Annotated in this window: 25 protein-coding genes; 6 read left to right on the top strand and 19 right to left on the bottom strand. The window is 71.8% G+C overall.

Annotated elements, in window-relative coordinates:
* Positions 1-53 precede the first annotated feature (53 nt).
* The 3 genes from SACE_RS11205 (at position 54) to SACE_RS11195 (ending at position 3,204) form a co-directional block, all read left to right on the top strand.
* Positions 54-863: a glycerophosphodiester phosphodiesterase family protein gene (locus tag SACE_RS11205; RefSeq protein ID WP_081468295.1), complete on the top strand. Its 810-nt coding sequence runs from the start codon at positions 54-56 to the stop codon at positions 861-863.
* Positions 864-968: 105 nt separating this feature from the next.
* Positions 969-2,375, top strand: a complete 1,407-nt coding sequence (locus tag SACE_RS11200) for an MFS transporter (RefSeq protein ID WP_011873620.1) — start codon at positions 969-971, stop codon at positions 2,373-2,375.
* Positions 2,376-2,859: 484 nt separating this feature from the next.
* Positions 2,860-3,204, top strand: coding sequence for an RNA polymerase-binding protein RbpA (locus SACE_RS11195; RefSeq protein ID WP_009945807.1), 345 nt, complete (start codon positions 2,860-2,862; stop codon positions 3,202-3,204).
* Between the two features lie 61 nt (positions 3,205-3,265).
* On the opposite strand, the gene SACE_RS11190 is transcribed toward SACE_RS11195, so the two are convergent.
* The 5 genes from SACE_RS11190 to SACE_RS11170 all read right to left on the bottom strand — a co-directional run bounded on the left by SACE_RS11190 (position 3,266) and on the right by SACE_RS11170 (position 9,107).
* A complete protein-coding gene (locus SACE_RS11190) occupies positions 3,266-4,054 on the bottom strand; it encodes a polyprenol monophosphomannose synthase (protein WP_009945808.1) in 789 nt (262 codons plus the stop codon).
* 71 nt (positions 4,055-4,125) lie between these two features.
* Positions 4,126-5,604, bottom strand: a complete 1,479-nt coding sequence (gene lnt / locus SACE_RS11185; protein WP_009945810.1) for an apolipoprotein N-acyltransferase — start codon at positions 5,602-5,604, stop codon at positions 4,126-4,128.
* Between the two features lie 222 nt (positions 5,605-5,826).
* Complete coding sequence (locus tag SACE_RS11180; RefSeq protein ID WP_009945812.1) at positions 5,827-6,429, bottom strand: DUF1707 SHOCT-like domain-containing protein; 603 nt, start codon at positions 6,427-6,429, stop codon at positions 5,827-5,829.
* A gap of 293 nt (positions 6,430-6,722) precedes the next feature.
* The gene (locus SACE_RS11175) at positions 6,723-8,348 is read right to left on the bottom strand and encodes an amidohydrolase (protein ID WP_009945814.1); all 1,626 of its coding nucleotides are present in this window, start codon (positions 8,346-8,348) and stop codon (positions 6,723-6,725) included.
* 135 nt (positions 8,349-8,483) lie between these two features.
* Positions 8,484-9,107: an FxsA family protein gene (locus tag SACE_RS11170; protein WP_009945815.1), complete on the bottom strand. Its 624-nt coding sequence runs from the start codon at positions 9,105-9,107 to the stop codon at positions 8,484-8,486.
* A gap of 157 nt (positions 9,108-9,264) precedes the next feature.
* On the opposite strand from SACE_RS11170, the gene SACE_RS11165 reads away from it, so the two are divergent.
* Positions 9,265-10,344 (top strand): GDSL-type esterase/lipase family protein, encoded by a 1,080-nt coding sequence (locus SACE_RS11165; protein WP_011873618.1) that lies wholly within the window; start codon positions 9,265-9,267, stop codon positions 10,342-10,344.
* Positions 10,345-10,586: 242 nt separating this feature from the next.
* On the opposite strand, the gene SACE_RS11160 is transcribed toward SACE_RS11165, so the two are convergent.
* The 11 genes from SACE_RS11160 to SACE_RS11110 form a co-directional block, all read right to left on the bottom strand.
* Positions 10,587-11,150: a hypothetical protein gene (locus SACE_RS11160; protein WP_009945817.1), complete on the bottom strand. Its 564-nt coding sequence runs from the start codon at positions 11,148-11,150 to the stop codon at positions 10,587-10,589.
* On the bottom strand, positions 11,114-11,422 hold the full coding sequence (locus SACE_RS38660) for a maleylpyruvate isomerase N-terminal domain-containing protein (RefSeq protein ID WP_009945818.1): 309 nt from the start codon (positions 11,420-11,422) through the stop codon (positions 11,114-11,116). Before SACE_RS38660 ends, SACE_RS11160 begins: the two co-directional genes overlap by 37 nt.
* Positions 11,423-11,514: 92 nt before the next feature.
* On the bottom strand, positions 11,515-12,204 hold the full coding sequence (locus tag SACE_RS11150; protein ID WP_009945819.1) for a class I SAM-dependent methyltransferase: 690 nt from the start codon (positions 12,202-12,204) through the stop codon (positions 11,515-11,517).
* Between the two features lie 11 nt (positions 12,205-12,215).
* A complete protein-coding gene (locus SACE_RS11145) occupies positions 12,216-12,689 on the bottom strand; it encodes an Lrp/AsnC family transcriptional regulator (RefSeq protein ID WP_031334399.1) in 474 nt (157 codons plus the stop codon).
* Complete coding sequence (locus SACE_RS11140) at positions 12,686-13,840, bottom strand: M24 family metallopeptidase (RefSeq protein ID WP_009945822.1); 1,155 nt, start codon at positions 13,838-13,840, stop codon at positions 12,686-12,688. The genes SACE_RS11145 and SACE_RS11140 overlap by 4 nt, the downstream gene beginning before the upstream one ends.
* 1,227 nt (positions 13,841-15,067) lie before the next feature.
* Positions 15,068-16,594 carry a glycoside hydrolase family 32 protein gene (locus tag SACE_RS11135; protein WP_009945824.1) on the bottom strand — a complete coding sequence of 509 codons (1,527 nt, stop codon included), beginning with the start codon at positions 16,592-16,594 and terminating at the stop codon, positions 15,068-15,070.
* A gap of 15 nt (positions 16,595-16,609) precedes the next feature.
* Entirely contained in the window at positions 16,610-16,900 is a 291-nt protein-coding gene (locus tag SACE_RS11130; RefSeq protein WP_009945826.1) for an HPr family phosphocarrier protein, read from the bottom strand.
* Positions 16,901-17,447: 547 nt separating this feature from the next.
* The gene (locus SACE_RS11125; protein ID WP_009945828.1) at positions 17,448-18,920 is read right to left on the bottom strand and encodes a PTS fructose transporter subunit IIC; all 1,473 of its coding nucleotides are present in this window, start codon (positions 18,918-18,920) and stop codon (positions 17,448-17,450) included.
* Positions 18,917-19,369 carry a PTS sugar transporter subunit IIA gene (locus tag SACE_RS11120; protein ID WP_009945830.1) on the bottom strand — a complete coding sequence of 151 codons (453 nt, stop codon included), beginning with the start codon at positions 19,367-19,369 and terminating at the stop codon, positions 18,917-18,919. The genes SACE_RS11125 and SACE_RS11120 overlap by 4 nt, the downstream gene beginning before the upstream one ends.
* Complete coding sequence (gene pfkB, locus SACE_RS11115; RefSeq protein ID WP_009945831.1) at positions 19,366-20,310, bottom strand: 1-phosphofructokinase; 945 nt, start codon at positions 20,308-20,310, stop codon at positions 19,366-19,368. The genes SACE_RS11120 and pfkB overlap by 4 nt, the downstream gene beginning before the upstream one ends.
* Positions 20,307-21,065 carry a DeoR/GlpR family DNA-binding transcription regulator gene (locus SACE_RS11110; protein WP_009945832.1) on the bottom strand — a complete coding sequence of 253 codons (759 nt, stop codon included), beginning with the start codon at positions 21,063-21,065 and terminating at the stop codon, positions 20,307-20,309. The genes pfkB and SACE_RS11110 overlap by 4 nt, the downstream gene beginning before the upstream one ends.
* Before the next feature lie 99 nt (positions 21,066-21,164).
* Between SACE_RS11110 and SACE_RS11105 the strand changes: the two genes are divergently transcribed.
* Positions 21,165-22,808, top strand: coding sequence for a phosphoenolpyruvate--protein phosphotransferase (locus tag SACE_RS11105; protein ID WP_009945833.1), 1,644 nt, complete (start codon positions 21,165-21,167; stop codon positions 22,806-22,808).
* Between the two features lie 67 nt (positions 22,809-22,875).
* Complete coding sequence (locus SACE_RS11100) at positions 22,876-23,793, top strand: 5'-3' exonuclease (protein WP_009945835.1); 918 nt, start codon at positions 22,876-22,878, stop codon at positions 23,791-23,793.
* On the opposite strand, the gene SACE_RS11095 is transcribed toward SACE_RS11100, so the two are convergent.
* The 3 genes from SACE_RS11095 to SACE_RS11085 form a co-directional block, all read right to left on the bottom strand.
* Positions 23,770-24,687 carry an MBL fold metallo-hydrolase gene (locus SACE_RS11095; RefSeq protein ID WP_009945837.1) on the bottom strand — a complete coding sequence of 306 codons (918 nt, stop codon included), beginning with the start codon at positions 24,685-24,687 and terminating at the stop codon, positions 23,770-23,772. The genes SACE_RS11100 and SACE_RS11095 overlap by 24 nt on opposite strands.
* A 20-nt stretch (positions 24,688-24,707) precedes the next feature.
* A complete protein-coding gene (locus SACE_RS11090) occupies positions 24,708-25,286 on the bottom strand; it encodes a TetR/AcrR family transcriptional regulator (protein ID WP_011873617.1) in 579 nt (192 codons plus the stop codon).
* Between the two features lie 67 nt (positions 25,287-25,353).
* The gene (locus SACE_RS11085; RefSeq protein ID WP_009945840.1) at positions 25,354-26,559 is read right to left on the bottom strand and encodes a GNAT family N-acetyltransferase; all 1,206 of its coding nucleotides are present in this window, start codon (positions 26,557-26,559) and stop codon (positions 25,354-25,356) included.
* Positions 26,560-26,569: the final 10 nt, after the last annotated feature.

Here is a 26,569-nt window from a genome sequence, read left to right as displayed (position 1 = left end):
CCGGCACCCCCGCGAGCGCGGTGCCGCCACGCCGATCCGGCACAGTGGGTGCCGTGACGCACCCTTTCCTTCAAGGACCATGGCCGCGGGCCTTCGCCCACCGCGGATGGCACGTCGGGGAACTGCACGACATGGAGAACTCGCTCAGCGCGTTCCAGCGTGCCGCCGAGGAGGGCTTCCACTACATCGAGACCGACGTGCACGCCACCGCCGACGGTGTGGTGGTCGTGCACCACGACGCCACGTTGGACCGCACCACCGACGGTCGCGGCGCGATCCGGCGCCTGCCGTGGTCGGCGGTCGGGTCAGCGCTGATCGGCGGACGTGAACCGGTGAGCAGGCTCGACGACGTGCTGGAGGAGCTGCCGCACACCTTCTTCAACATCGACGTCAAGGCCGACTCCGCGGTGCAGCCCGTCATCGACGCGATCCGCGCGCACGACGCGTGGGACCGGGTCTGCCTGGCCGCGTTCGACGACCGGCGGCTCGACGCCCTGCGTCGCGGCGCCGACGACCGGCTGCTGACCTCGATGGGCCAGCGCGCCGCGACTTTCCTCTGGGTCGCCTCCCGCTGGGGCGGCTGGCCGATGCGTCCGCGGATCAACGGCTGCGCGGCCCAGGTGCCGCCGCACCACGGCCGGGTGCACGTGGTGGACTCGCGTTTCGTCCGCGCCGCGCACAAGTGGGGCTTCGAGGTGCACACCTGGACCGTTGACGACGCGGCGACCATGGGAGCGCTGCTCGACATCGGCGTGGACGGCGTGGTCACCGACCGGCCGGACGTGCTGCGCGACGTGTTGCGGGTGCGGGGGCAGTTCCCGGCGGAGGTCGAGGACCGGCTCTCCGACTCCGGACCCGCTTGAGTGGAAATACGCAATGTCAGCGCGTGATCCTTCTCCGTTCTGAGTGAGCCAGTACAGTCCGGTTACCCCCCGAACAGGTGAGCACGGGCTGGAGGGACCGAACGGATGAGCGTGATGGGCAGCGAGCTCGCACCGGACGCCGCGCGACGGCGCCGGGAACAGCGCGGTTGGTGCTGGTACGACTGGGCCAACTCGGTGTTCCCGACCTCGGTGACGACGGTCTTCCTCTCGCTGTACCTGACTTCCGTGGCCACCGAGGCCGCCCGCGCCGACATCGCGCGCAACGGCGTCAACGCCTGCCCCGGTGACAACGCCCTGCAGCGGTGCGACATCTCGTTGCTGGGGCTGTCCTTCCCGGCGGGCTCGCTCTGGGGCTACCTCCTGTCGGTGGCGACGGTGGTGCAGGTGCTGGTCCTGCCCATAACCGGCGCGATCGCCGACCGGACCCAGAACAAGCGCGCGATGCTCGCGACGTTCGCCTTCGGCGGCGCCCTGGCCACCGCGCTGCTCTCGCTGGTCGCAGGAAGCAACTGGCAGTTCGGCGTTGCGATGTTCATCGCCGCCAACATCTGCTTCGGGGCGTCGGTCGTCGTCTACTACTCGTTCCTGCCCGAGATCGCCGACGCCGACGAGCGTGACCAGCTCTCCTCGCGCGGATGGGCGTTCGGCTACCTGGGTGGCGGTCTCGCGCTCGGACTGCACCTGATGCTCTACCTCGGCCACGACGCGATCGGGCTCAGCACCGAGACCGCGGTGCGCCTGGTGTTCGTCTCCTCCGGAGTCTGGTGGGCGGCGTTCACGCTGCTGCCGCTGGCGGCGCTGCGGCGGCACCGCCGGCCGGAGGGCGCCGAGCGTGGTGCTTCAGTGGTCACAGCCGGCTTCAAGCAGCTCGCCTCGACAGTGAAGGGGGCGCGGCACTTCCCGCTCACCCTCGGCTTCCTCGGCGCCTACATGATCTACACCGACGGCATCGCCACAGTGGCCAACGTCTCGGCGCAGTACGGGAGCCTGGAGCTGAAACTCCCGCAGGACTCGCTGATCACCACGCTGCTGATCGTGCAGTTCATCGCGTTCGTCGGCGGCGTGCTGCACGGCAGGGCGGCACGCCGGTTCGGGGCCAAGAAGACGATCATGGTGAGCCTGGTGTGCTGGGTCCTGGTGCTCGGCGCCGCGTACTTCGTGCAGGCCGGACAGGCGCTGCAGTTCTACGGCCTGGCGGTCGGGATCGGCCTGGTGCTCGGCGGCACCAACGCGTTGTCGCGTTCGCTGTTCAGCCAGATGGTCCCGGAGGGCAAGGAGGCCGAGTACTTCTCGCTCTACGAGGTCGGCGAGCGTTCGACCTCGTGGCTGGGCCCGCTGCTGTTCGCCGGCGTGGGGCAGGCGACCGGGTCGTTCCGGCTGGCGATCATCTCGCTCGTGGTGTTCTTCGCCATCGGCCTGGTCCTGATCGCACTGGTTCCGGTGCGGCGGGCGATCGAAGCGGTCGGCAACCGGCCGCCGGCCGTGCTGTGAGCACTTCGTTGTGTACTTACGGTAACCATTCGGTCGCACTATGGAATCGATAGTGCATTGCTCCAAGCCAGTGACGGCGTCAGTCGGGGTGGCCCCGGGAACGGAATATGCCGGTACACAGCGTCGTGACAGGCTGGAATCCAATGCGGCTACATTCCGTTATCAATTTGCGCGTCAAGGCCACAGGCGGGTGTCGTGATCTCCGTCCCACTCTCCCGCCCCGACCCCCACCTCGCGTGGCTTGAGTGACTCTTCATCTGGCACTATCACCCGTTCGAACGCACCTATAGATTGTCAGGGGGATAACGCGTCACGAACGCGGACCGACTGCATCTCTAGGGGTGCGGCCTTCGTTGACGGGTGAAGAACGTCACCGACGGCGACCAGAAGACCTACGCCGGGAACAGATGACGGGACCGCCGTCGTTGCACTCGGTGAGCACAACCGCCCGGGCTCCCTCCGGGCCGAAGTGAAAGGAACCGTCATGGCCGATCGCGTTCTGCGTGGCAGCCGGCTCGGAGCGGTCAGCTACGAGACCGACCGTAACCACGACCTCGCACCGCGCCGGACGGTGCGCTACGCCTGCACCAAGGACCACGAGTTCGAGGTGCCGTTCTCCGACGACGCCGAAATCCCGCCCACCTGGGAGTGCCGTCTGCACGGCACCGAGTCGAAGATCGTCGACGGCAGCGAGCCGGAGCAGAAGAAGGCCAAGCCGCCGCGCACCCACTGGGACATGCTGCTCGAGCGGCGCAGCATCCCCGAACTGGAGGAGCTGCTCAACGAGCGGCTCGAGATGCTGCGCGGCCGCCGCAGCCACTCCGCCTGAGCGAGAGCACCGCACTGTCGGCGCCTGGGCCCCGTCGGGGCGCCCAGGCGCTTTTCCGCGTTCAGCGCAGGGTCCGCCGCAGCAGGTCCAGAGCCTGACCGCCCCGTCGGCGAACTCCCCACTCGGTCACGCGCAGCAACGCCTCGCGCACGACCGAGCCGCTCATCTTCGACTCGCCGACCTCGCGCTCGATGAAGGTGATCGGGGCCTCCACCACCGTGCAGCCCGCCTTCACCGCGCGCCAGGTCAGGTCCACCTGGAAGCAATAGCCCGCCGACTCCACGCCGCGAAGGTCGAGCTTCTCCAGTACCTCGCGGCGGTACACGCGGTAGCCGGCGGTGATGTCGTTGATCGAGAGCCCCAGGGCGAGCTTGGAGTAGAGGTTCGCGCCCCGCGACAGCGCCTCGCGGTGCCAGGGCCAGTTGACCACGCGCCCACCCGGCACGTAGCGGGAACCGATCACCACGTCGGCGCCGGCGGCCAGCACCGCGAACAGCCGGGGCAGCTCCTCCGGGGAGTGCGAACCGTCGGCGTCCATCTCGATGACGGCCTCGTAGTCACGCTGCAGCGCCCACTCGAAACCTGCGACGTAGGCGGCGCCAAGACCCGCCTTCTGAGTCCGGTGCATCACGTGCACCCGTTCGTCGGCCGCGGCGAGCCGGTCGGCGACCTCGCCCGTCCCGTCCGGGCTGCCGTCGTCGACGACCAGCACGTGCACCTGCGGCAGCGCGGTCAGCAACCGGTCCACGATGGGGCCCAGGTTGTCCCGCTCGTTGTAGGTGGGGATCACCACCACCGCCGAGCCTGGACTCCCCGCCGGGCCGTCGAGGGGGTCTTGCCGCTTCGCCATCCATTCCTCCTTGCCGACGCCGGGTCACGTCGGCAGTACGTCGAATACCTTCTCGGGCGCTTCGATGGCCCTCACACGTCCCGGGAACGCCTCCGCAGGGTGAAGGCGAGCGCTCCCACCCCCAGGGCCACCAACACCCACAGCGGGGCGTTGCCGAGCCAGGTCGCCGGTGTGCCGCTCGAGCGCAGCGGCACCTCGCCCACGACGTTCTGCGCGACGAACTGCCCGGTCTGCTGCGCGACCGTGCCGTCGGGACGCACGATCGCGCTCACGCCGCTGGTCGCGGCCACCACGACCGCGCGACCGTGCTCGACCGCGCGCAACCGCGACATCGCCAGCTGCTGGTAGCTCATCTCCGAGTGGCCGTACCAGGCGTTGTTGGTCGGCACCGCCAGCAGCGTCGCGCCTTCCCGGGTGGCACCGGTGAACACGTCGTCGTAGGCGACGTCGTAGCACATTCCCAGCCCCACCCTGGCCGGTCCTGCGTCGAGCACGCCGGGTCGCCGGCCGGGCACCATGTCGCGCTCGAAGCGGTCGACGAACGGGCTCACCAGCCGGGCGACCGGACGCATCGGGATCGTCTCGGCGAAGGGCACCAGGTGCTGCTTGTGGTACTCGCCGCCCGGGCCGGTCACCGGGTCCCACTGCACGATCTTGTTGCGCAGCTGCCCGTCCTCGTCGACTCCCAGGCCGCCGACGAGCATCGGCACGCCGATTTCGGCGGCGATCCTGCTCAGCTCGGGGTCGTACTTCGCGGGCCCCCACGAACCGACCTGTTCGGGCAGCACGACGAGGTCCGGACGCGGTACCCGGCCGGCCCGGACGTCGTCGGCGAAGCGGTCCGCGGCACGCATGTGGTTGTCGTGCAGGACGTCGTCCTCGTAGAGCAGGTCGAGCCCGATGTCGGGCGCGTTGCCCTGGATGACGGCGACCCTCGCAGTCCCCGCATCGGGCTCCGTGCCGATCGTCGGCAGTGCCGCGAGCCCCGCGAGCACAGGAACGAGCGCCGTGGCCACCGGCGCCACCAGACCGCTGCGCTCGCGCAGCCTTGCGACGAACTGCGCGACCGCCGCACCTATAAGCGCGACCGCGAAGGTGACGAATACGGCGCCGCCCAGCGACGCCAGCGGGAGCAGGGCTCCGGTGGCCTGGGTGAATGCCAGACGCCCCCAGGGGAACCCGCCGAACGGCACGCTCGAGCGCAGCGACTCGGCGACCACGAACACCGCTGCCATCCACACCGGAGCGGCCGCGAGCCTGCTCACCCGGGCCATCCCGGCCCCGGCGAGACCGAAGAACAGTGCCTCGACTGCCGCCACGCCCAGCCACGGCCACGGTCCGAACTGGGCACTCAGGAAGTCCTGCAACCACCCCAGCAGCGGGAGCATGAACGCGAAGCCGAACAGCAGGCCGTAACCGAAGCCCGCCCGAGCCCGCCTGCCCAGCACGACCAGCGCGAAGCCCGCGAACGCGACCGGCGCCAGCCACCAGACGTCGTGCGGTGGGCTGACCGCGTACAGCGCGAACCCCGCCGCCACGGCCAGGAGCATCCGTCCCCACACAGCACGGCCCGGCAGCCGCCCACCCGGGCTGCCGCCTCCACGGCGCTCACGACGCTGCGGACTCAGCGTGGGGACTGCCACCTGATCAACCTTCTCGGCCATGGGCCCCGGTCGGCGACCAGGACGTGCGTACATCAGAAGCCAGGCGCGCCGCCGGCGCGCCCCAACAAATGTACGCCGAGCCGCTGACCGGGCCGGAGGATCGGTTGCTCAGCGGTCGCGACGGCTCAGCTTCAGCTTGGGGTGGCGCACGTCGTTTCCGCCCATGAACGAGTAGGTGCGGATGCGCACCAACGGGGCGTCGGGCAGCTCGGCGTCCTCGTCCACCTTGACCTTGTTGCCCCCGAGGAAGTCGGTCGCTTCGACGACGACGCGCACGCCGCGCGGCACGATGACGTCGCTGCCGCCCATGATGGAGACCAGGGTGATCTCGACCTCCCCGCCGGGCAGCACGGCCTCCCGCAGGTCGACCTTGGAGCCGCCCATCAGCGCGAAGACCCCGACCCGGCGCGGCACCCGCCAGCGGCCCTCGTAGTCCGAGCCGCCCATGATGGCGAGCTTCCACCGGCGCTTGTGCTCCGGCTCCCCGCCCTGGTCCTGGTCGCCCCGCTCGGCCGGGAGGTCTGCGGTCAGGGCTTCGAGCTCGGCGCGCGTCGCGGCCGCGTACGCCGCGTCAACCCGCTGGGTGAACTCGGCCAGCGCGAGCCGGCCCTCGCCCACCGCCTCGGTCAGCCGCTTCGCGACCTGGTCGCGTTCGGCGTCCGACGCCCGGATGGCGGGCGGCCGCTCCCCACCGCCCTCGGAGCTGCTCATGTGAACAGTTTACGACCAGAAGCGCGAAGTTGGTACCATTTCTCCAAACCTCGGCCTTCGCGCCGGCCACAGGAGTTCACTCCATCAAGCGACGGCGAACGCTCGTTCGAACGCGGATACTCGATCACATGAGCACCGGATCGAACCAGTTCCCCACGTCCCGTCCGCAATGGACACCCGACTCCCACCGTACCCGCGAAGCCCGAACAGGAATGGCACGCATGCGAGTTCGCGGTCGTCCACCGGACCGCGCCACCGTCCACGAGCGACAGCAACCGTCCACGAAGGACGGTTCAGTGGTCGTGGCTCTCGTCGTCATCGCTCTGGCGGACGTAGATCGTCTCGCCGCGGAGCACGGTGCGCAGGCAGCGCGGAAGCCTGGCGCCCGAGCTGAGGTCGGGCAGTCCCGGCACGCCCGCACGCGGATCCGTCGACCAGCGCTGCACACGCGAGTCCGGCGCCGCCACGACCAGTTCCCCGGCATCCCACACGGCGTAGGTGGCCGGGGCACCGGGCACGAGGGTCCCCGTCACACCATCGTCCACCCCGGCGGCCCGCCAGCCGCCCTTGGTGTGGGCGGTGAAGGCCGCTCGCGGCGAGATGCCGAAGCCCTCGGTGCGGTGGTTGACCGCGGCCTGGACGGAACGCCACGGGTCAACCGGTGTGACCGGGGCGTCGGAACCGAACGCGAGCAGCACGCCGCTGGCGGCCAGTTGCGAGAAGGGGTTCAGCCGCGTCCCGCGCGCGGTTCCGAGGCGCCGCGCGTACATGTCCTCAGTTCCGCCCCACGCGGCGTCGAACGCCGGCTGCACCGACGCCGCAACCCCGTAACGGCCCAGTTCCGCTGCCTGCTCGGCGTCGATCATCTCGAGGTGCTCCAGGCGGTGGCGCGCCCCGGCCAGCGCCGGGACGCCGACGGTCTCCGCGGCCCGGCGGAAGCCTTCCGCCACCTCGGCGACACCGGCGTCCCCTATGACGTGGAACCCGGCCTGCAGGCCGTTGCGGGTGCATTCGACGAGGTGCTCGGCGACGGCCTGCGCGTCGAGGTACAGCACACCCGACGTCGACGGGTCGTCGGTGTAGGGCTCGTGCAGCGCCGCGGTGCGGGAACCGATGGCGCCGTCGACGAACAGGTCACCGCCCAGACCGCGCACTCCGAGTTCCCGTGCGCGCTCGAGGGCACCGAGTTCTCCCCAGTAGCCCACGACCTCGGGCAGGCCGCCCTTGGCCGCGACGTCGAGCAGGTCCGCGAGGTCGTCGGCACCGGAGATGTCCGGCCCCGCGCATTCGTGCACGCACGCCACGCCTTTGGACGCCACGTCGCGCAGGAACTCCAGCTGCGCCTCGCGTCGCTGCGCCGAGCTCAGCGACTCGCGCGCCGCGCTCCTCGCGTGGTGGTGGGCGACGCGGGTGAGCGGCCCCTCCTGGCTCCAGCCCTCGGCACCGCGGGCCAGCGGCGCGCGTTCGACCAGAGCGCTGGAGACGAGCGCGGAGTGGACGTCGATGCGGGAGAGGTAGACGGCCGCGCCCGCGGCGGCGGAGTCGATCTCCGAGCGGGTCGGCGGGCGGCGTTCCGGCCACCACGTCTCGTCCCAGCCGTGCCCCCACACCAGCGAGCCGGGATGCTCCTCGACGTGGTCGCGCAGCGCGTGCAGGAACTCGGTCAGCGACGCGCAGCCGGTGAGGTCGAGCCCGTTGAGCAGCAGGCCGGTGGAGGTCGCGTGCACGTGCGCGTCGACGAAGGCGGGGGTGACGAACGCGCCTCCGAGGTCGACGACCTCGGCGTCGGGATGCAGGGCTCGGCCGACCTGGTCGCTGCCGACCCACGCGACGGTTCCGTCGATCACAGCCATCGCGGTGACGTCGGGGCCGGCGGGCGAATGGATCCGGCCGCCGAGCAGCAAGGTGGTGTCGGACATGTCCCTGTAGTTTCCGTGTCGCGGATGTTCAGCAGCGCGGTGCGCCGTGCGCCGTGGGTTCGGTCGCGTGCCGACCACGATCGTTCCGGCGAGCTTACCCGCAGTGGCCTGGCGGTCGGCGTCACGCCGACCGGCTCACCGACCGCTGCTGTCGTCCGGCGACGCTGCCTGCGAAGACGAGCCCGAAGGACCTGTCCCGCCGCGGGCACCGGGAATCTGCGACCGGGTCCCGTCGTCCCCGTGGGACGGGTCGTCGTCCTCGGTCACGGAGATCACCTCGCCGTCGATCACCCCGTCGTCGGCTCCGGAACGGCTGCCGAAGCCAGCCGCGGCACCGCCTCCGGCTGCGGTCTGCTCGCGGCGGATGCGTTGGGTGTGCAGCCACACCTGGTCCTGCATCTGCTGCGAGCGGCGCTCGGCAGCGCGCTGCATGCGGCGACGGGCCAGCGCACGGGTGGGCGGGAACAGGCAGAGCAGGCCCAGGACGTCGCTGACGAAACCGGGCAGGATGATCAGGATCCCGCCAACGGCGATGAGCGCCCCGTCGGCGAACTCGCGGGTCGGCGGCCGCTTCGCGCGGACGGCCTCGTTGATCTCGCGCAGGGTTCTGCGCCCCTCGCGGCGGACCAGCCACGAGCCCAGGACCGCGGCGACGACCAGCAGGCCCAGCGTGGGCCACACGCCGATCACCTGCCCGATGGCCACGAGCACGCTGATCTCGACGATGGCGGCGACGAGGAGCAAGACCAGTATCGGCACGACGTCGGCAACCTCCGGTTGATGGCTTTCACCTGTCCAACGTCCGAGAACGGCCAAATGCTCCCACAACCGCCGAAGAAGGCGGGACGTGCGTTGTTAGCAGCGCCACGATCAGCCCGCGACCTGATCGACTCCGCGCGCCATAGACTGCCCGGTGATGCGGGCGCACATTACGAAGCTGGTCACACTGCTGCTGGTCGTCGGCGTGCTGGTGCTCGCCGTCCTCGTCAGCGACCGGTACTTGCCGGACCTGCCGCAACAGCCGGAACGCCTGCCGGCGGCGGTGGTCACCATGGGCGACAGCACGCTCTCGGGCGAGGGCGGCGGCAACTACGAGGCCGGGACCAACGGCGAGAACGACAACTGGTGCCACCGCTCCCCCGCCGCTCCGGTGCACCAGCTGCGCCTCCCAGCGGACGTGACGCCCATCAACCTCGCCTGTTCGGGGGCCCGCACCGACGTCGTGGGGGCGAACCCGGAGTCGGGCCGCCTGGAAACCTCCCAGGCGCGCCAGCTGGCCGAGCTCGCGCACCGCTACCGCGTCACCGACGTCATCGTGCAGGTCGGAGCCAACGACGATCCTGGCTTCAGCGATGTCGTGAACCGCTGCGTCGAGGCGTGGGCGAGCCGTTCGGCCGTCGGGTGCGCCGAGCAGATGCGTGCGGAGTGGCCCAAGCGCGTGGAGCGCATGAAGCCCAAGGTGCACGCTGCCCTCGGCGACATCCGCGCCGCTATGGACAGCGCTGGCTACACCCCGGGCAGCTACTCGCTGGTGGTGCAGTCCTACGCCTCGCCGGTCGGCCCGGAGGTCGCGCCGGAACTGCAGAACCTCTCGGGCTGCCCGTTCCTGACGCCCGACCTCGCCTGGATCCGCGACACCGGGGTGCAGCAGCTGTCGGACGGCTTGCACGACGTCGCGCAGCAGGTCGGCGCGCGGTTCCTCGACCTCTCGCAGGCCGGGCGCGGCCACGAGGCGTGCACGGGTGGCAACAAGACGCCCGAGGAGGAGTGGTTCACCAGGCTGACCGTGGACTGGCCGTCGTTGAAGGACGAGCTGCGCGCACCGCACGCGATGCAGGAGTCTTTCCACGCCAACGCGACCGGTCACGCACAGTTCGCCCGGTGCCTTCGCGCGTTCCTGGCCACCGAAGACCCGACCGCGGTGTGCCTGCCGGACGAACGCGGGAACCTCCAGGCGGTCTCGCCGGAGGTCGCCGCCCAGCGGTCGAACCCCTGACCGAGTCCGGACCCGACCCGCGCGCCGCGGTGGTGCGGCCGTTTGTGGAGCGGCCTTTGGTGCGGTGAGCCAGGTTCGCCAGGACTGGTGAGTTTGCTGGGGCGTGAGGGGCGGGCTCGTCGCAGCCAACACGTACCGCAACCATGGTCGGCTGCCTTCGCGGTGGCCGGGTGCGGCGGTGCAGCCGCTCTCCGAGCGGCTACGGGCGGACGACTTCTTCGCTCGTGGTCAGGAGGTTCGCCTCATCGGATGATCGACAGGATCTGGCAGGCGGCTTCGGCGAGCTGCCGGTCGCCTTCGAGGCGGCTGCGCCCGATGGCCGCTTCCGGCTCGATGCCGCGCGTGCACAGCAGCCATGCCGTCTCGGCGTCGAGGTGGACGACCGCCGCGGGGTCGCCCGCCGGGTCGGGCGCCAGGGACCAGCCGAGGCGGGCGCAGGTCACGGCCCAGGTGCCGCCGGCTGGGCCGTCGACCACCACCTGGACCTGGGTCGCCGCTTGTGCGGGCGCGGCCCGCATGGTGTGCGGGAGGGCGCGCATGAACGTGTCCAGGACCGGTGCGAGCAATCGCGGGTCGTGGTCGGTGGGCCGGCCCACGGCGTGCCTGACCTGCTGGCGATGCGTCCAGTACTCGGTGAGGTCTCGTGCGCAGTCCAGCCACAGGGGCGCCGGGTCGGCGCCTGCCCAGGACACGCCGAGGCTGCGGCCCTCGGGGTCGCTGTGTTCCCACAGCGCGCTGATCGCGCTGCCGGTCATCTCGAGCGTCTCGATCAGTGCCGCCGGGCTGATGCGCGCGGCGGCGTCCACCCATTCCTGGTTGGTGCGGTGGATGAAGGCTTCGAGGGGTTCGCCGGGTGCGAGCGGTGGCCGTCCGCGTGGTGATCGCGGTCGCGGGAGATCCGGCCGTAGTCGTCACCGAGGACGTGTGCCGCCAGGTCGCGGATCGTCCAGCCCGGGACGCTCTCCTCGCGCCAGTCGGCGCGTTCCAGGGAGCGCAGGAGTTCCAGCAGCCGGGCGCGTTCCGGGGTGAACAACGGGCGGGCGTCGATCGGCGGCCCCAGCCAGGAGAAGTCGGGCATCTGGTCAAGCTAGTGGATCGGCCACCGCCTGATCGGACACGACCTGCCGGCTGAGGGGCTTGCGCAGCCGGATCGTCGGCGCCGTCGCGGCACTATCGTGCGGCCACGGCGCGGACCAGCAGGAACACCGGCTCGGAGCTGAGGGTCTTGTACGCCTTCGGGTTCGCGGCTTCGAGTGCGGGCAGTGGTCGCGGCTCTTCGAGTTGTTCGATGGTGAATCCGGCCTGCCGCAGAAGGCGGAAGATCTGCGACAAGGGTCGGCGGTAGAACGAGACCTCCACCGGTTGGTCGCCGAGGTGCCAGGTCTCGGTCACGAGCGTGGTGTCCAGGTAGACCGGTCGGCCCGCCCACTGCCAGTCCGCCGCCGGGTGGTGCACCGAGAGCACCAGCGCACCGCCGGGCACGAGGCATCGGTGCAGTTCCGCGAGCACGGGTGCCCAGTCCGCCAGATAGTGCAGGACGAGGGAGGCCACGACGAGGTCGATGCTGCCGGTCGGCACCGTGGTCAGCGGCTCGGCGAGGTCGGCGACCTCGAAGCGGGCGCGCTGTCCCAGCCTGAGCCGGGCGAGCCGGACCATCTCCGGTTCCCGGTCCAGGCCGAGCACGTGGGCGCCGCGGTAGACGAGCTGTTCGGTCAGCGCTCCGGCGGCGCTGCCGAGTTCGAGCACTCGCTTGCCCGCGACGTCCCCGGCGAGTTCGAGGACGGCCGACCGGTCGTAGTAGGCGTTGGCCGGACTGTCCTCGGAGTGTCTGGCATACGCCTCGGCGAACCGGCCGTACATGGGCCGCACCGTCAGATTTCCGGCGGGCGGTTCTCGAACGGGGTCGAGAGCACGACCGTGGTGCGGGTCGAGACCTTCGCGGCTTCCCTGATCTGGCGCAGCAGGTCCTCCAGGCCGAGCGGCGAGGCGACCCGGACCTGCAGGATGTAGGACTCGTCGCCGGCCACCGAGTAGCACGACTCGATCTGCGGCAGGTGCTCCAGCCGCTGCGGGTAGTCGTCGGGGGCCGCCGGGTCGATCGGTGTCAGCGAGATGAACGCCGTCAGCGGCAGACCGATCTGCTCGCCGTCGACCTTGGCCACGTAGCCCTGCAGGGCGCCCCGCTGCTCCAATCGGCGAACCCGCTGGTGCACCGCCGAGACGCTCAGCCCGACCCGCTCGGCGAGCTCGGTGAAGCTGCAACGTCCGTCGCGGGCGAGCTCCCGCAGGATCGCCCGGTCGGTCGCCTCCAAGTCGCCGGTTGGCGTCCCTCCCCTGTCGCTCACGCCGGAAGCACAATCAGCTCGTGGGGCTGGTTGTTGACGCTCTCCACACCGTCCTCGGTGACGATGACGATGTCCTCGATCCGCGCTCCCCAGCGGCCGGGCTGGTAGATGCCGGGCTCGACGCTGAACGCCATTCCAGGTTCCAGCACCGTCTTGTCGCCGTCGACGACGTAGGGGTCCTCGTGCACGTCCAAGCCGATGCCGTGACCGGTCCGGTGGACGAAGAAGTCGCCGAAGCCCGCGGCGGCGATCGGCTCGCGCGCCGCGGCGTCGATGGACTCGGCGGTCACGCCGGGTCGGACGGCCTCGACTGCGGCGCGCTGGGCGGCCTGGAGGACGGCGTAGGTGTCGCGGACGTCGTCCTGCGACGGCTCGCCGACTGCGTAGGTGCGGGTGCAGTCGGAGTTGTAGCCCTCGGCGATCGGGCCACCGATGTCGATGACCACGACATCGCCTTCCTGCACGACGCGGTCCGAGAGGGCGTGGTGCGGGCTGGCTCCGTTGGGGCCGGAGCCGACGATGACGAACGCGGCCTCGACGTGGCCTTCGGCGACGATCGCCTCGGTGATGTCGGCGCCCACCTCGGCTTCGGTGCGACCTGCCTTGAGGAATTCGGCCATCCGGGCGTGCACCCGGTCGATGGCGGCCCCGGCCTTGCGCAGCGCCTCTACCTCTGCGGCATCCTTGCGCATCCGCAGCTCGCGCAGGACCCCACCGGCGAGAACCTGCTCGGCGCCGGGCAGCGCGTCGCGCAGGGGGAAGGTGTGCAGCGCGGGCATTACGTCGGCGACCGCTACCCGTGCGGGGGCTGCGCCACCGCGGCGCAGCAGGTCGGTGACGATGGCGTACGGGTTCTCGCCGTCGACCCAGGTCACGACCTCGATGCCGAGCTCGCTCGCCGGGACGTCGGCGTAGCCGAGCTCCTCGAGCTTCGGCAGCACGAGGGCGGGCGGGGCGTCATGACCGGCGGCGGGCAGCACGAGGCAGCTCAGCCGTTCGAACGACCCGGCGCCCGCGCCGATGAGGTAGCGCAGGTCGGAGCCGGGTGAAATGAGCAGCGCGTCGAGGTCCGCGCCCGCTGCGGTCTCGGCGGCGCGCCCGAGGCGGGCCGCGAGCACGGAGGGATCCTGCTTCATCGAAACGGTGGCCATGGAGCTAACCCTAATCCTGCTCGGCACACCCGCCATGGCGGCGGTCGGTGGTGCCGCTGCCGCCGACCGGACTCCCGCCCCGGCCCGGCGAATCCCCTGGTCAGACACGCAGAGGCTGGCTGGAGCACGCGGTGGTGCGGTGCTCAGGGAGCGCGGCGGGAGGCAACCTCGATGCACACGTTCGGGCGAGGAAGCCCGGCGAGCACGACTTGATCTTGGGCTGACCCCGAACTGCCCTGGGGTATCTGTCACGCCGGCAGGTGGTCGGGATACCTGGCGGGCACGTACTGGCGGCCGATGGACTGCTTCCCGGCGGGTCGTGCTCGCGACGGGGCGGATTCCTGGAGGGGCGCATTGGCGCCGGGGCGGATTACTGGTGGGGCGTATCGACGCCGGGGCGGATTACTGGTGGGGCGTATCGACGCCGGGGCGGATTACTGGTGGGGCGTATCGACGCCGGGGCGGATTACTGGTGGGGCGTATCGACGCCGAGGCGGATTACTGGTGGGGCGTATCGACGCCGAGGCGGATTACTGGTGGGGCGTATCGACGCCGAGGCGGATTACTGGTGGGGCGTATCGACGCCAAGTGGACGTCTACACGAGCGGGTCGGGTTGGCGGCGGTTTTGTTGACCGGCTCCGCAGGGTCGCATGATCGCAAGGGCTTGAGCCTGATGAGCAGCGGGTGGGCGAGTCCGCGCAGGCTCTTGGCGTCCAGTACCCGCTCGTGCCGTTCGATCATCGCGCAACGGCGAAACCGCCAAGAATTCTCTGCACGGAATTCTTGGCGGTTTCGTTCGCGGGTGGAACGGGCGGCCGCTTCGATCACCTGGACGGACGGGCCCGCTCGGTCACCTGGACGGGCGGGCCGCTCGGTCACCTGGACGGAAGGCCGTCCGCTCCCCTGAGTGGGAGAGCACGGCTCGCCCCTGGGCGGGAGAGCACGGCCCCCGCCCTTGAGCGGGAGGGAATGGCTCGGCTCCTGGTCGGACGACGCCGCCGGGTCCCGGCGCGAGCCGCTCGGTCCTCGTCCCCGACAAACGCGGCAGCGCCCGAGGAGGAGCAGACCGAGCGGCAGCGCTCGAGGCAGACCGGGTCGAGCGGCAACTACCAAGGTCGACCAGACCGAGCGGCAGCTACCGAGTCGGCCAGGCTGATCAACAAGCGCTGAGGTCGAGCAGACCGAGCGGCAGCGTCAGACGGCAGCCGGGCCGGGCGGCAGCGTCCTCATCGCAGCGGGTACAGCTCCAGCGACTCCACCCTGACCTGCCCGCCCGTGGCGAAGGGGCGGACGCGGTCGCCCTCGCCTGGGAAGACGAGCTCGGTCAGCACGGTTTCGCCCCTCCCGCCGAAGACTTCCACGCAGGAGCGGTCGACGAGCACCCGCAGCCGCAGAACGTCGCCGTCCGGGTGGAGTTCGGCCGAGTGCGTCGCGGCGAAACCCGGGCTGATCGACGTGCCGGAGGCGGTGCGGTCGACGAACAGCCGCCGCGCCGCCACGTCGTAGCCGATGCGGGTCCGCTGCCCCTCTCCCACGAAGACGTCGACACCGAACGTCGTGGCCGTGTCGAGGCGGAACTCGGCGACGATGTCGAGCACCGCACCGGAGAACTCCGGGGCGGGCCCCTGCTCGGAGATCACGCCGCTCCAGTTCTGCGGCTTGCCGCGGCGGGATTCCAGTTCCGGCACCGGGTTCTGGGTGATCCGGACCCCGGATGCGGTTTCGGTCAGGCCGACGGTGCGCGGCACGGTCATCGCTCCGCGCCAAGGTTCGGTCGGCACCTGCTTCGCGTAGTCCCAGTTGCTCAGCCAGCCGAGCCAGATCCGCCGGTCCGGGACGTCGGACCAGGACTGCGGCGCGTAGAAGTCGGCGCCCTCCTCGACCCACCGCACCTCTTCCGGCGGCGCCTCGGAGGTGAACGTGGTGCCGTCGAAGTCGCCAAGGAAGTACTGCGTGGCCGATCCTCCGGCTGGTCCACCCGGGTTGATGCTGACGATGAGCACCCAACGGGTACGTCCGGTGTCGCCGTCGACCGGTAGCTCGAACAGGTCCGGGCACTCCCAGACGCCGCCGTGCGAGCCGTGGCCCACGCCGAACTCGCTGATCCGGTTCCAGTTCTTGAGGTCGGCCGAGTCGTAGAAGGCGATGCGGTCACCGGCGGCGAGCATGAGCACCCACTTGTCGCCGTAGCGGATGACCTTCGGGTCGCGGAAGTCGGCGACTCCCGGGTTGGGGATGACCGGGTTGCCCTCGTACTTGGTCCAGGTGTGGCCCCGGTCGGTGCTGTAGGCGAGGCTTTGCTGCTGCGTCTCGCCCGCGCTGGTGTAGAGCGCCACCAGACCGGGCTCGGTGTCGAAGAAACCGCTGGTGTTGTCGTGGTCGACCACCGCGCTGCCGGAGTAGATCTCACCCAGGTCGTCGGGTAAGAGGGCCACCGGCAGCTCCTCCCAGTGGGACAGGTCGGTGCTGACCGCGTGGCCCCAGCTGAGGTTGGCGTGGTCGCTGCTCTCAGGGTTGTGCTGGAAGAACAGGTGGTACTCGCCCTGGTGGTGGACGAGCCCGTTGGGGTCGTTCATCCAGTTGCGCCGCGGGGTGAAGTGCACCGCGGGCCGCCACTGGGCGGTACGTCCACGGGGGCGGGCGGAGGCCGGGGCCGCCGCGCCGGTCAGGCCGAGGCCGACCAGTGCGCCCGCGCCGGCGAGGAAGCCCCGCCGCGGAAGTTCGAACGCCGACTTTCCTTTGTGGTGCCGCATCCGTTCCTCCTGCCCTCAGGCGTTGACGGGTTCGTTGTCCAGGTCGCGGGAGAGCATGGAGACGAGTTCGTCGAGCACGGACTCGGCCGTGTCGCCCTGCGCGGAGAGCTCGACCTCGTCTCCGTGCTGGGCGTTCAGCGTCATCAGGCCGAGGACGCTGGCGGCGTCGACCGGCTCACCGGCCACGCCGTCGGTGACCTTGGCGATGCGGACGGCGACCGGCTGGGCGCCCGCTGCCTGGGACAGCAGCGAGGCGGGCCGGGCGTGCAGGCCGACCGCCGAAGCGATCGTGACGCGACGTTGCATCGTGATCTCCTTTCAGAAAGGGACATTGCGAGCGGGGACGACCCCGACGCGACTGGAGGGAGGAAGAGGGGTAGCGATAACGGACGACGGGTCGGGGCGGGTAACGGGGGCGGAACAACGGGAACGAGGCGGGACTGGGCTGGGCTGGGAGTGCGGTAGCGGGAACCGAGGCGACCGGCGGGTTGGGACGGGGGGTCAGCCCGCCGGTCGCGTTCGGCCTCCACAGCGGACTCGGGAAGCACTTCTGTTGTCAGGCGACGAGGGTTCCTGAGCCGCCGGTGTGGCATCGGGTTTCGGATGCGAGCGGGGAATCCGCCGACGTTCGTAGTGGACGAAGGTCCGCCCGCAAGCGGGAAAGATCAGGTTTGGCTTTCCAGAGGGGTGGAATTCGGCGACGTGCTGCGAGCGCGCTGGCAGGTGGGTTGCGGATCAGTCCACACAGGACCGCTACCCCCGGCGGCCGCGTCGGACCGCGGCCGCCGGGATCACCGGATCGCCCGGCGGCCACCACCGGAGTCGGCGGTGGCCGCCGCACCACGGGTCCGGATCACGCGGGTACGGCGCTGGCGTCCGCGGTGGTGTCGGCCGGTGCCTGTGCACGCCCGAGCTGCTTGGCGAAGATCACCGCCACCGCCGAGATGACGACGCCGGCGAGGATGGCGACCAGGTACAGCAACGGCTGGCCGACCAGGGGCAGCACGAACAGCCCGCCGTGGGGGGCACGCAGCGTGGCGCCGAAGATCATCGACAGGGCGCCCGTGGCGGTGGAGCCGACCACGATGGACGGGATGACGCGCAGCGGGTCCGATGCGGCGAAGGGGATGGCGCCCTCGGTGATGAACGAGGCGCCCAGCAGCCACGCCGGTCGTGCGCTCTCCCGCTCCGCGGGGGTGAACAGCTTGGCGCGCACGGTGGCGGCCAGCGCCAGCGCCAGCGGCGGGGTCATGCCCGCGGCCATCACCGCCGCCATGATCTCCAGGGACGTTTCGGTGCCCGTGGTCAGTCCGCCGACGGCGAAGGTGTAGGCGACCTTGTTGATCGGCCCACCCATGTCGAAGGCGATCATCGCGCCGAGCAGGGCGCCGAGCAGCGCCGCGTTCGCCCCGGTCAGGCCGTTGAGCCAGCCGGTGAGCGCGGCCATCGCCCCCGCGATCGGCCCGCCGATGACCACGAACATCAGCACGCCCACCACGAGCGAGCCGAGCAGCGGTAGCACCATCACCGGCATCACGCCCGCGACCGCCCTGGGCACCTTGATGCGCCGCAGAGCTCCCACGACCGCACCCGCGAGCAGACCGGCGACCAGACCGCCGAGGAAGCCCGCGCCGACGGTGACCGCGATCGCGCCGCCTACGAAGCCGGGTGCGATGGCGGGCCGGTCGGCCATCGCGAAGGCGATGAAGCCGGCCAGCACCGGCACCAGGAAGTCCATCGCCGCCGAGCCGATCTGGTTGGCCAGCGCCGCCCAGCTGGTCAGGCTGGCCGCGTCGAAGTGCTCGGTGACGCTGGGGGCGTCGGTGATCTGGTAGCCGCCGAGGGCGAAGCTCAGCGCGACGAGCAGGCCGCCCGCGGCCACGAACGGGATCACGTAGCTGACGCCGGTCATCAGCCACTGCCGCAGCTTGCTGCCGATCCCGGCGCCCGCCACGACCTTGGTCGCCAGCTCCGGCCCGGCCTGGGCCACGCCCGGCGCCGGTTCCGCTGTCGCGGGGGCCTCGGCGGAGGCGGCAGCGGCCCGCTCCAGCAGACCGGCGGCGTCGTTGATGGCCTGCTTGACCGTCGCCTCCACGGTGGGCTTGCCCGCGAAGCGGTCGCGGTCCTGGACCCCGACGTCGGCGGCGAACACCACCGCGTCGGCCTCGGCGACCTCGGCCGCCGACAGCGAGTTGGCCCCGGCCGAACCCTGGGTCTCCACCTTGATCTCGTGCCCGGCTGCCTTGGCCGCCTGTTCCAGGGCCTCGGCGGCCATGTAGGTGTGCGCGATGCCCGTGGGGCACGCGGTGACCGCGACGAACTTCATGGGGTGACCTCCTCGCGCACGTACTCGGCGACCTGCGCCGGGTCGGTGGCCTCCAGCAGCGTCTGCTTGAACTCCGCGCGCACGAGCCGGCGCGCGAGCGCGGCCAGCACGGTCATGTGGTCGGACCCGCCGCCTTCGGGGGCGGCGATGAGGAAGATCAGCTTGGCCGGGCCGTCCTCGGCGCCGAAGTCGATGCCCCCGGTGCTGCGGCCGAAGGCGAGCGTGGGGGTGGTGACCGCAGCCGACCGGCAGTGCGGGATGCCGATGCCGCCTTCCAGACCGGTGGGCATCTGCGACTCGCGCGCCTCGACGTCGGTCAGGAACCGGTCGAGGTCGGTGACGCGTCCGGCGGTGACCAGCCGCTCGGCCAGCGACCGCACCGCCGCGCGGCGGTCGTCGTCGGCCAGGTCCAGGTCGACGAGTTCGGTGGTGATCAGTTCAGTGCTCATGCCGCCGCTCCGGTGAGGCTCAGTGATTCGTCCACTTCGTGCACACGGACGGCCGCCGTGCGCAGGTCCGACGGGTGGGGCATCCGCGATCCGGCGAGTCCGACCGCGGCGGTGCCGTAGGCGACCGCGGTGCGCAGCGCACCCGGTCCGTCGCCACCCTCGTGCAGGAAACCCGCCAGTGTCGCGTCTCCCGCTCCCACGGTGCTGAGCACCGCGGTTGCCGTGCTGAGCGCGTGCCAGGCGCCGGTCCCGGTGACCAGCAGCGCTCCGTGTTCGCCGAGGCTGACCAGCACCGCCCCCACGCCGCCGGCGCGCACCTCGCGCGCGACCCGCAGCACGTCGCCGAGGGTGGGCAGGTGGCGGCCTGCGAGCTCGGCCAGCTCGGTCAGGTTGGGTTTGATCAGGTCCGGTCCGGCCTGGCAGGCCGCTGCCAGCGCCGGGCCGGAGGCGTCGACGGCGACCCGGGCACCTGCCCGGTGGCCGGCGCGCACCAGGCGGGCGTGCAGGTCGTCGGGGCAGCCGCGCGGGAGGCTGCCGCAGGTGACCAGCCAGTCGGCGCGGCCGGCGAGCTCGACGGCCCTGGTCTCCAGCGCCGCGACCTCCGAAGCGGTCAGCTCCGGGCCCGGCTCGTTGAACTTGCTCGTGGTGCCGTCGGCTTCGACGACCGCGACGTTGCTGCGGGTGGGCATGCTGATGGGGACCTCCACCACCGGCACAGCCTCCGGCGCCAGCAGCTCGGCCAGCCGGGCGCCTTCGGCGCCGCCCGAGGGCAGCAGGGCCAGGGTCGGGCGGTCGGCCGCGGCCAGCGCGCGGGCGACGTTGACGCCCTTGCCGCCGGGGTCCAGCCGCACCCGGCTCGCCCGGTGCACCGCACCGCGCTGCATGTGCCCGACCAGGATCGTGCGGTCCAGGCTCGGGTTCGGGGTCACCGTGACGATCACGCCGCCACCACCTCCGTCTGCGCGCTCAGCTCGGCGACGGCGGCCTCGTCGAGCCCGCTGTCGGTGATGAGCACGTCGATCTCGGACAGCTCGGCGAACCGGCTGAACTGGTCGTCGCCGTACTTGCTGTGGTCGGCCAGCAGCACCCGGCGCCTGCAGGCGCGCACCATCGCCGCCTTGACCGCCGACTCGGCGGTGTCGGGGGTGGTGCAGCCGCGGTCGACCGAGAAGCCGTTGGTGCCGAAGAAGCCGACGTCGACGGTGAGCCCGTCGAGCACGTCGAGCGCCCACGACTCCACCGAGGCCAGCGTGGTGCCGCGGATGCGGCCGCCGAGCATGTGCACGGTGCAGTGGTTGCGGCCGGCGAGCTGGCCGGCCACTGGAAGCGAGTTGGTCACGACGGTGAACTCCCGGTCCGCGGGCAGCATCCCGGCCAGCCGGCCGGTGGTGGTGCCCGCGTCGAGCAGCAGGGTGCCCCGGTTGGGCAGGAGGTCGAAGGCGGCTCTGGCGATGCGTTCCTTCTCCGCGGCGTTGGTCTGGTCCCGCTGGGATACCCCTGGTTCGAAGTCCAGTCGCTCCACCGGGATGGCGCCGCCGTAGACGCGCCGCACCAGCCCCTGGCGCTCCAGCGCGCCGAGGTCGCGGCGGATCGTCTCCGGTGCCACCGCGAGCTCCTCCGCAGCCGCCATCACGTCGATCCGGCCGTCACGGCGCGCACGCTGCGCCAGCAGTTGCTGCCGTTCCGCCCCATACATGCCCGTTTGCCTCCGGTATGTGTTTGGTGTTGCCTGATTCTGCCCTTTGTTGCCATATTGTCAAGGGACAGCAAACCGCTGGAAACCCGAGGAGCGGACATGACCACGACGACAGCGCACGGTGTGGGCGTCAGCCCCGGGCAGGTGTCCGGGCCCGTCGCACGCGTCGAGGAGCCGCTGCCGGAGCCGAAGGCGACACCCGCCCCCGCCGACCGCGACCAGGAGGCCGCGCGCATCGGCCCGGCGGCCGCCGCCGTGGCGCGGCGGCTGGCGGAGCGGGCGGAATCGGTCAAGGGAGAGGCGCGGGCGATCCTGGAGACCACCTCCGCGATGGCCGGCGACCCGACGCTGCTGGCCAACGCCGAGAAGCTGGTGCGGGAGCGCGGCCTGCCCGCGCCGCGCGCGGTGTTCGAGGCGGCCGAGGAGTTCGCCGCCCTGCTGGCCTCGGCGGGCGGGTACCTGGCCGAGCGGGTGCGCGACGTTCGCGACGTGGCCGACCGGCTGATCGCCGAGCTCACCGGCACCGCCCCGCCCGGTGTGCCGGAGCTGTCCGGCCCGGCCGTGCTCGTCGCCCGCGACCTCGCGCCCGCCGACACCGCCGACCTCGATCCCCGGCTGGTGCTCGCGCTGGTCACCGAGGAGGGCGGCCCTACAGGGCACACCGCGATCCTGGCTCGCTCGCTGGGCATCCCCGCGGTGGTGGCGGCACGCGGCGTGCTCGCCGCCGGCGCCGTGGGCGCCCGGGTCGACGGCGACACCGGCGAGGTCGAGCTGTCCGACGAGCCGGTGGCCGTGCAGGTGGCGCAGCGCCCCGCGCAGCGCCCGTGGGACGGCGTCGGCCGCACCGCCGACGGGCACCCGGTCAAGGTGCTGGCCAACATCGGCTCCGCCACCGACGCGGCCGCCGCTGCCGCCGCGGGCGCCGAGGGCGTGGGCCTGTTCCGCACCGAGTTCTGCTTCCTGGCCGCCACCAGCGAACCCGGCGTCGAAGCCCAGCGCGCCGCCTACGCCGAGGCGCTGGCGCCGTTCGCGGGCAAGCCCGTCGTCGTGCGGACCCTGGACGCCGGCGCCGACAAGCCGCTGCCGTTCCTGAGCGCGACCGACGAACCCAACCCCGCGCTCGGCGTGCGCGGCATCCGGGTCGCCTTCGACCGCCCCGAGATCGTGGACCGCCAGCTCGAAGCCATCGCCGGCGCGGCCGCCGACACCGGCGCCGAGGTCTCGGTGATGGCCCCGATGGTGGCCACCGCCGATGAGGCGGCGTGGTTCGCCCGGCGGGCGCGCGCGGCCGGCATCACCAGGGCGGGGGTCATGATCGAGGTGCCGGCCGCCGCGCTGAGCGCCGCCGAGGTCCTCGACGCGGTCGACTTCGTCAGCATCGGCACCAACGATCTCGCGCAGTACACCTTCGCCGCCGACCGCATGCTCGGCGCGCTGGCGCAGCTCAACGACCCGTGGCAGCCCGCGCTGCTGCGCCTGGTCGAGCTGGTCGCGCGGGCGGGGCGCGAGCGCGGCAAGCCGGTCGGGGTGTGCGGGGAGGCCGCCGCCGACGGGCTGCTGGCCGGTGTCCTGGCCGGGCTCGGCGTGACGAGCCTGTCGATGGTCACCGCCGCGCTCGGCGCGGTCGGCGCGTCGCTGGCCGAGCACTCGATGGCGACCTGCGAGCAGGCGGCGCGGACCGCGGTGGCCACCGCCGAACCGGCCCAGGCCAGGCAGGCCGCTCGCGACGTCCTGCACCGCTGAAAGCACCGACCCCTGCGGCGTGGCCGGACATGCCGTGACAGGCTGGTCAGCCGTGACAGGTCCTCTGATGCTGATCGACTCGGCGGGGCTGTGGTTCCGCTCGTACTTCGCGCTGCCCGACTCGCTGACCGCCCCCGACGGGACGCCGGTGAACTCGGTGCGCGGGTTCTGCGACATGCTCGCGAAGCTGGTCACCGAGCGGCGGCCGGCGCGGCTGGTCGCCTGCCTGGACAACGACTGGCGGCCGCAGTTCCGGGTGGACGCGCTGCCCTCCTACAAGGCCCATCGGGTCGCCGAGGAGGACCCGGACGCCGAGGAGGTGCCCGACACGCTCACCCCGCAGATCCCGGTCATCCTGGAGCTGCTGGACGCGCTGGGCATCGCCACCGCCGAGGCCGAGGGCTTCGAGGCCGACGACGTCATCGGCGCGCTGGCCCACCGCGAGACCCAGGACCGCGTCGAGGTCGTCACCGGCGACCGCGACCTGTTCCAGTTGGTGCGCACCGAGCCCACGCCGGTGCGGGTGATCTACGTCGGCGGCGGCCTGTCGAAGGCGCAGAACTACGGGCCCGAGGAACTCGCCGAGCGCTACGGCCTGTCTCCGGGCCGGGCCGGTGACGACTACGCCGACATGGCTGTGCTGCGCGGCGACCCGTCGGACGGGCTGCCCGGTGTGGCCGGGATCGGCGAGAAGACCGCGGCGAAGCTGATCACGCAGTTCGGCTCGCTCGACGCGCTGCTGGCCGCGGCGGTCGAGGGCACCGGCGTCACGCCCCGGGTGCGCGCCCTGCTGGCCGACGCCGCCGACTACCTGGCGGCGGCCCCGGCCGTGGTGCGGACCGTCAACACCGCGCCGGTCGTGGTCGACCGCGTCGACGACGCGCTGCCGTCGAAGGCGGTCGACCACGAGCGGGTCGTCGAGCTGCAGAAGCGCTGGGGCCTCGGCGCGAGCGTCGACCGGCTACTGGCCGCGGTGACGCTCTAGCTCGACGGGGTCGTGCGCGCGGTAGCGCTCCGGGTCGACGGGGTCGTGGCCGCGGTGACGCTCCAGCTCACCGGGATCGTGGGCGCGGTAGCGCTCCAGCTCCACCGGGTCGTGGGCGCAGAACACCTCGACCTCGTCCGGGTGGGCGATGGCCAGCTCGCGCAGCCGGGCCCGGTTGCGCACCCGCGCCGGCCCGTCCACCTGCATCTGCCGCTGGAAGTAGCGCAGGCCCGGCGTGCACCACGGCTGCTGCGCCATCTCGCCGTGGAAGAAGTACGCGTCGCCGGCGTGCACCAGCCACTTGTCCGCGGTACGCACCGCCACGGCGGTGTGCCCGCGGGTGTGGCCGGGCAGCGGCACGAGCAGGATCTCCGGCGGCAGGCCGGGGATGTCGCGCACGGCCTCGAAGCCGAACCAGCGTTCGCCGTCGTCGCCGCGATGCGGGTTCCAGCGCGGGCCGTGCTGCCACTGGTGGCCGAGATATCGGTCGCGCTCGGGGTTGTCGCGCATGGCCTGGTACTCGGCGTCGAGCACGTGGACCTGCGCGTGCGGGAAGTCCGGCAGCCCTCCGGCGTGGTCGCGGTCGAGGTGGGTCAGCACGATGTGGCGCACGTCCTCGAGCCGGTGTCCCAGCCGCACGACCTGAGCCGCGGCGGTCTCACCGGCGTCCAGCACCGGGCGGGCGAGCCACCGCCAGCTTCGTTCGAGCTTGTCCCTGTCGGTGGTGACGTCCCTGGTACCGAGCCCGGTGTCCACCAGCACCAGCCCCTGCTCGGTCTCCACCAGCAGGCAGTGGCAGACCATCCTCGCGGCGCCGAGCAGGCCGCCCGCCCGGTTGACCAGACCGCCTCCCCACGGCCGCATCGTCCCGCAGTTGAGGTGGTGCACGCGCATCGGTTGTCCTCCTGGTGTTGTCACTGGCGGGCCGCTTCCAGCAGGCCGGCGAGCTGGCCGGCCGCCGTGCGGAGGGCGGATACGTCGCGCTGGACCCGCGCCAGCAGCAACGCGCCCTCGAGCATCGACAGCGCGACGGTGGCCAGTTCCCCGGCCCGTTCGGGCGCGATCCCCCAGCGCAGGAACCGGACGCGGAGCGCTTCGAGCCAGGCGGCGTAGGCGCCGTGGCAGGCGTCCCGGACGTCCTCGCTCGCCGCGCTCGCCTCCAGCGCGACCGTGGCCACCGGGCAGCCGAGCTGGAAGTCCGAGCCCTCCAGGATCGCGGCGAGGGCGTCCACGACCAGGCTCACCGCCTCGCGCGGCCCGTCGGCCCGGTCGAGCGCGGCCTCGATCAACTCGCCCATCCGCCGGCCCGCCACGGCCACCGACTCGGCGGCGAGCTGCTGCTTGCCGCCGGGGAAGTGGAAGTACAGCGAACCGCGCGGCGCCGCCGACTCGGCGAGCACCTGGTTCAGGCCGGTGGCGTGGTAGCCCTGCCGCTGGAACAGCTCCATCGCCGTGTCGAGCATCTGCTGCTTCGTTCTCGCGCCCTTGGTCACGAGAAAAATATGACAGTCGGTCTACTTATTTTCAAGCCGGGAAAACGGCGGCCGAGGCCGCCGCTGGTCAGAAGGACGTGCCGCACCAGGGGGTTTCGGCGGTGGCGAACAGCCGGTCGGCCGCCGCGACCGCCGACGGGTCGTGCACCGCGACGCGACCGGCGGCCACGAGGTCCGACACCGCGACGTCGCCCAGGTACAGCGACGCGAGCGCGTCGACTCCGATGCTCAGCTGCGGGCGGTCACCGCACAGCCGCACCTCGCCGGGTGCGATCCGGTACTGCCCGGAGTTCTCCGGCAGGAACGCGTCGCGCACCTCCAGCACCACCGGATCGGCCTGACCGTAGGTGCGGGCGGACAACGCGGCGGGCACGTCCACCAGCCGCAGCCACAGGTCGTCACCGACCGAGGTGACGCGGCACTGGCGGCGGTCGGTGAGCCACCACTCCAGCAGCTCGTCCACCGGACGGTTGATCGCCACGATCCTGTTGGACAGGTCCAGGCCCAGCAGGAACCCCCACAACCCGGCCACGGCCGCGGGCTCGGCTCCATGGAGGTCGAGGACCTGCAACGTGATGACACCGTCGTCGAACCGGTGGTCGTTGACCTTGGCCTCGTAGAGCACGAACCCGTCGTCGACACCGTCGTCGTCGCTGTGCACTGCGGCGACGGTGTTGTCGCGCAGCGCCGCGAGCCACGACGTCCACCAGCCGTCGGAGCGGCTGATCATCCCGGTGCGGCACAACCCGATGCGCCGGTAGATCTCCGGCAGGAGCTTGGCCGCGCTCTCCGCGTCGACCATCCGCACCCGGCCACCGGTCGGTGCTTCCGGGCGCAGCACCGAACGGAAGCGGTCGAGCGAGACGGTGCGAGAGCGGGTGGCCACGCCGTACCCGAAGCGCTCGTAGATGACCGCCTCCGACGCGTGCAGCATCGCCAGCGGCTCACCACGCTCCCGCACGTCGGCGAGCTGCCTGCGCATCAGCGACCGCAGCGCACCGCGCCGCGTGCGATCGGCCCGCACCCCGACGCCGGTCACCGCCGCCGAAGGCAGCACGGCACCACCGGGCACCGCGATCGAGCTCGCGAGCGAGATCGTCGTACCGGCCAGCTCGCCCTCGTCGAAGGCACCGAGGACCCGCCCCGGCTCGTAGCGGCCGGCGACGCTCTCCCACTGGTCGTCTGCATCGGGTCGGTGCAGGCTGCGCATGAACAGCGAGCGCGCACGGCGGTGTTCGGAGTCGGCCAGCGGCCGCACGTCGAGGTCGTCCACGGGCCCGATC

Source organism: Saccharopolyspora erythraea NRRL 2338, assembly GCF_000062885.1.
Classification (GTDB): Bacteria; Actinomycetota; Actinomycetes; order Mycobacteriales; family Pseudonocardiaceae; genus Saccharopolyspora_D; species Saccharopolyspora_D erythraea.
Note: the sequence above shows the minus strand (reverse complement) of the source record. Positions and strands in the feature narration are given on the sequence as shown.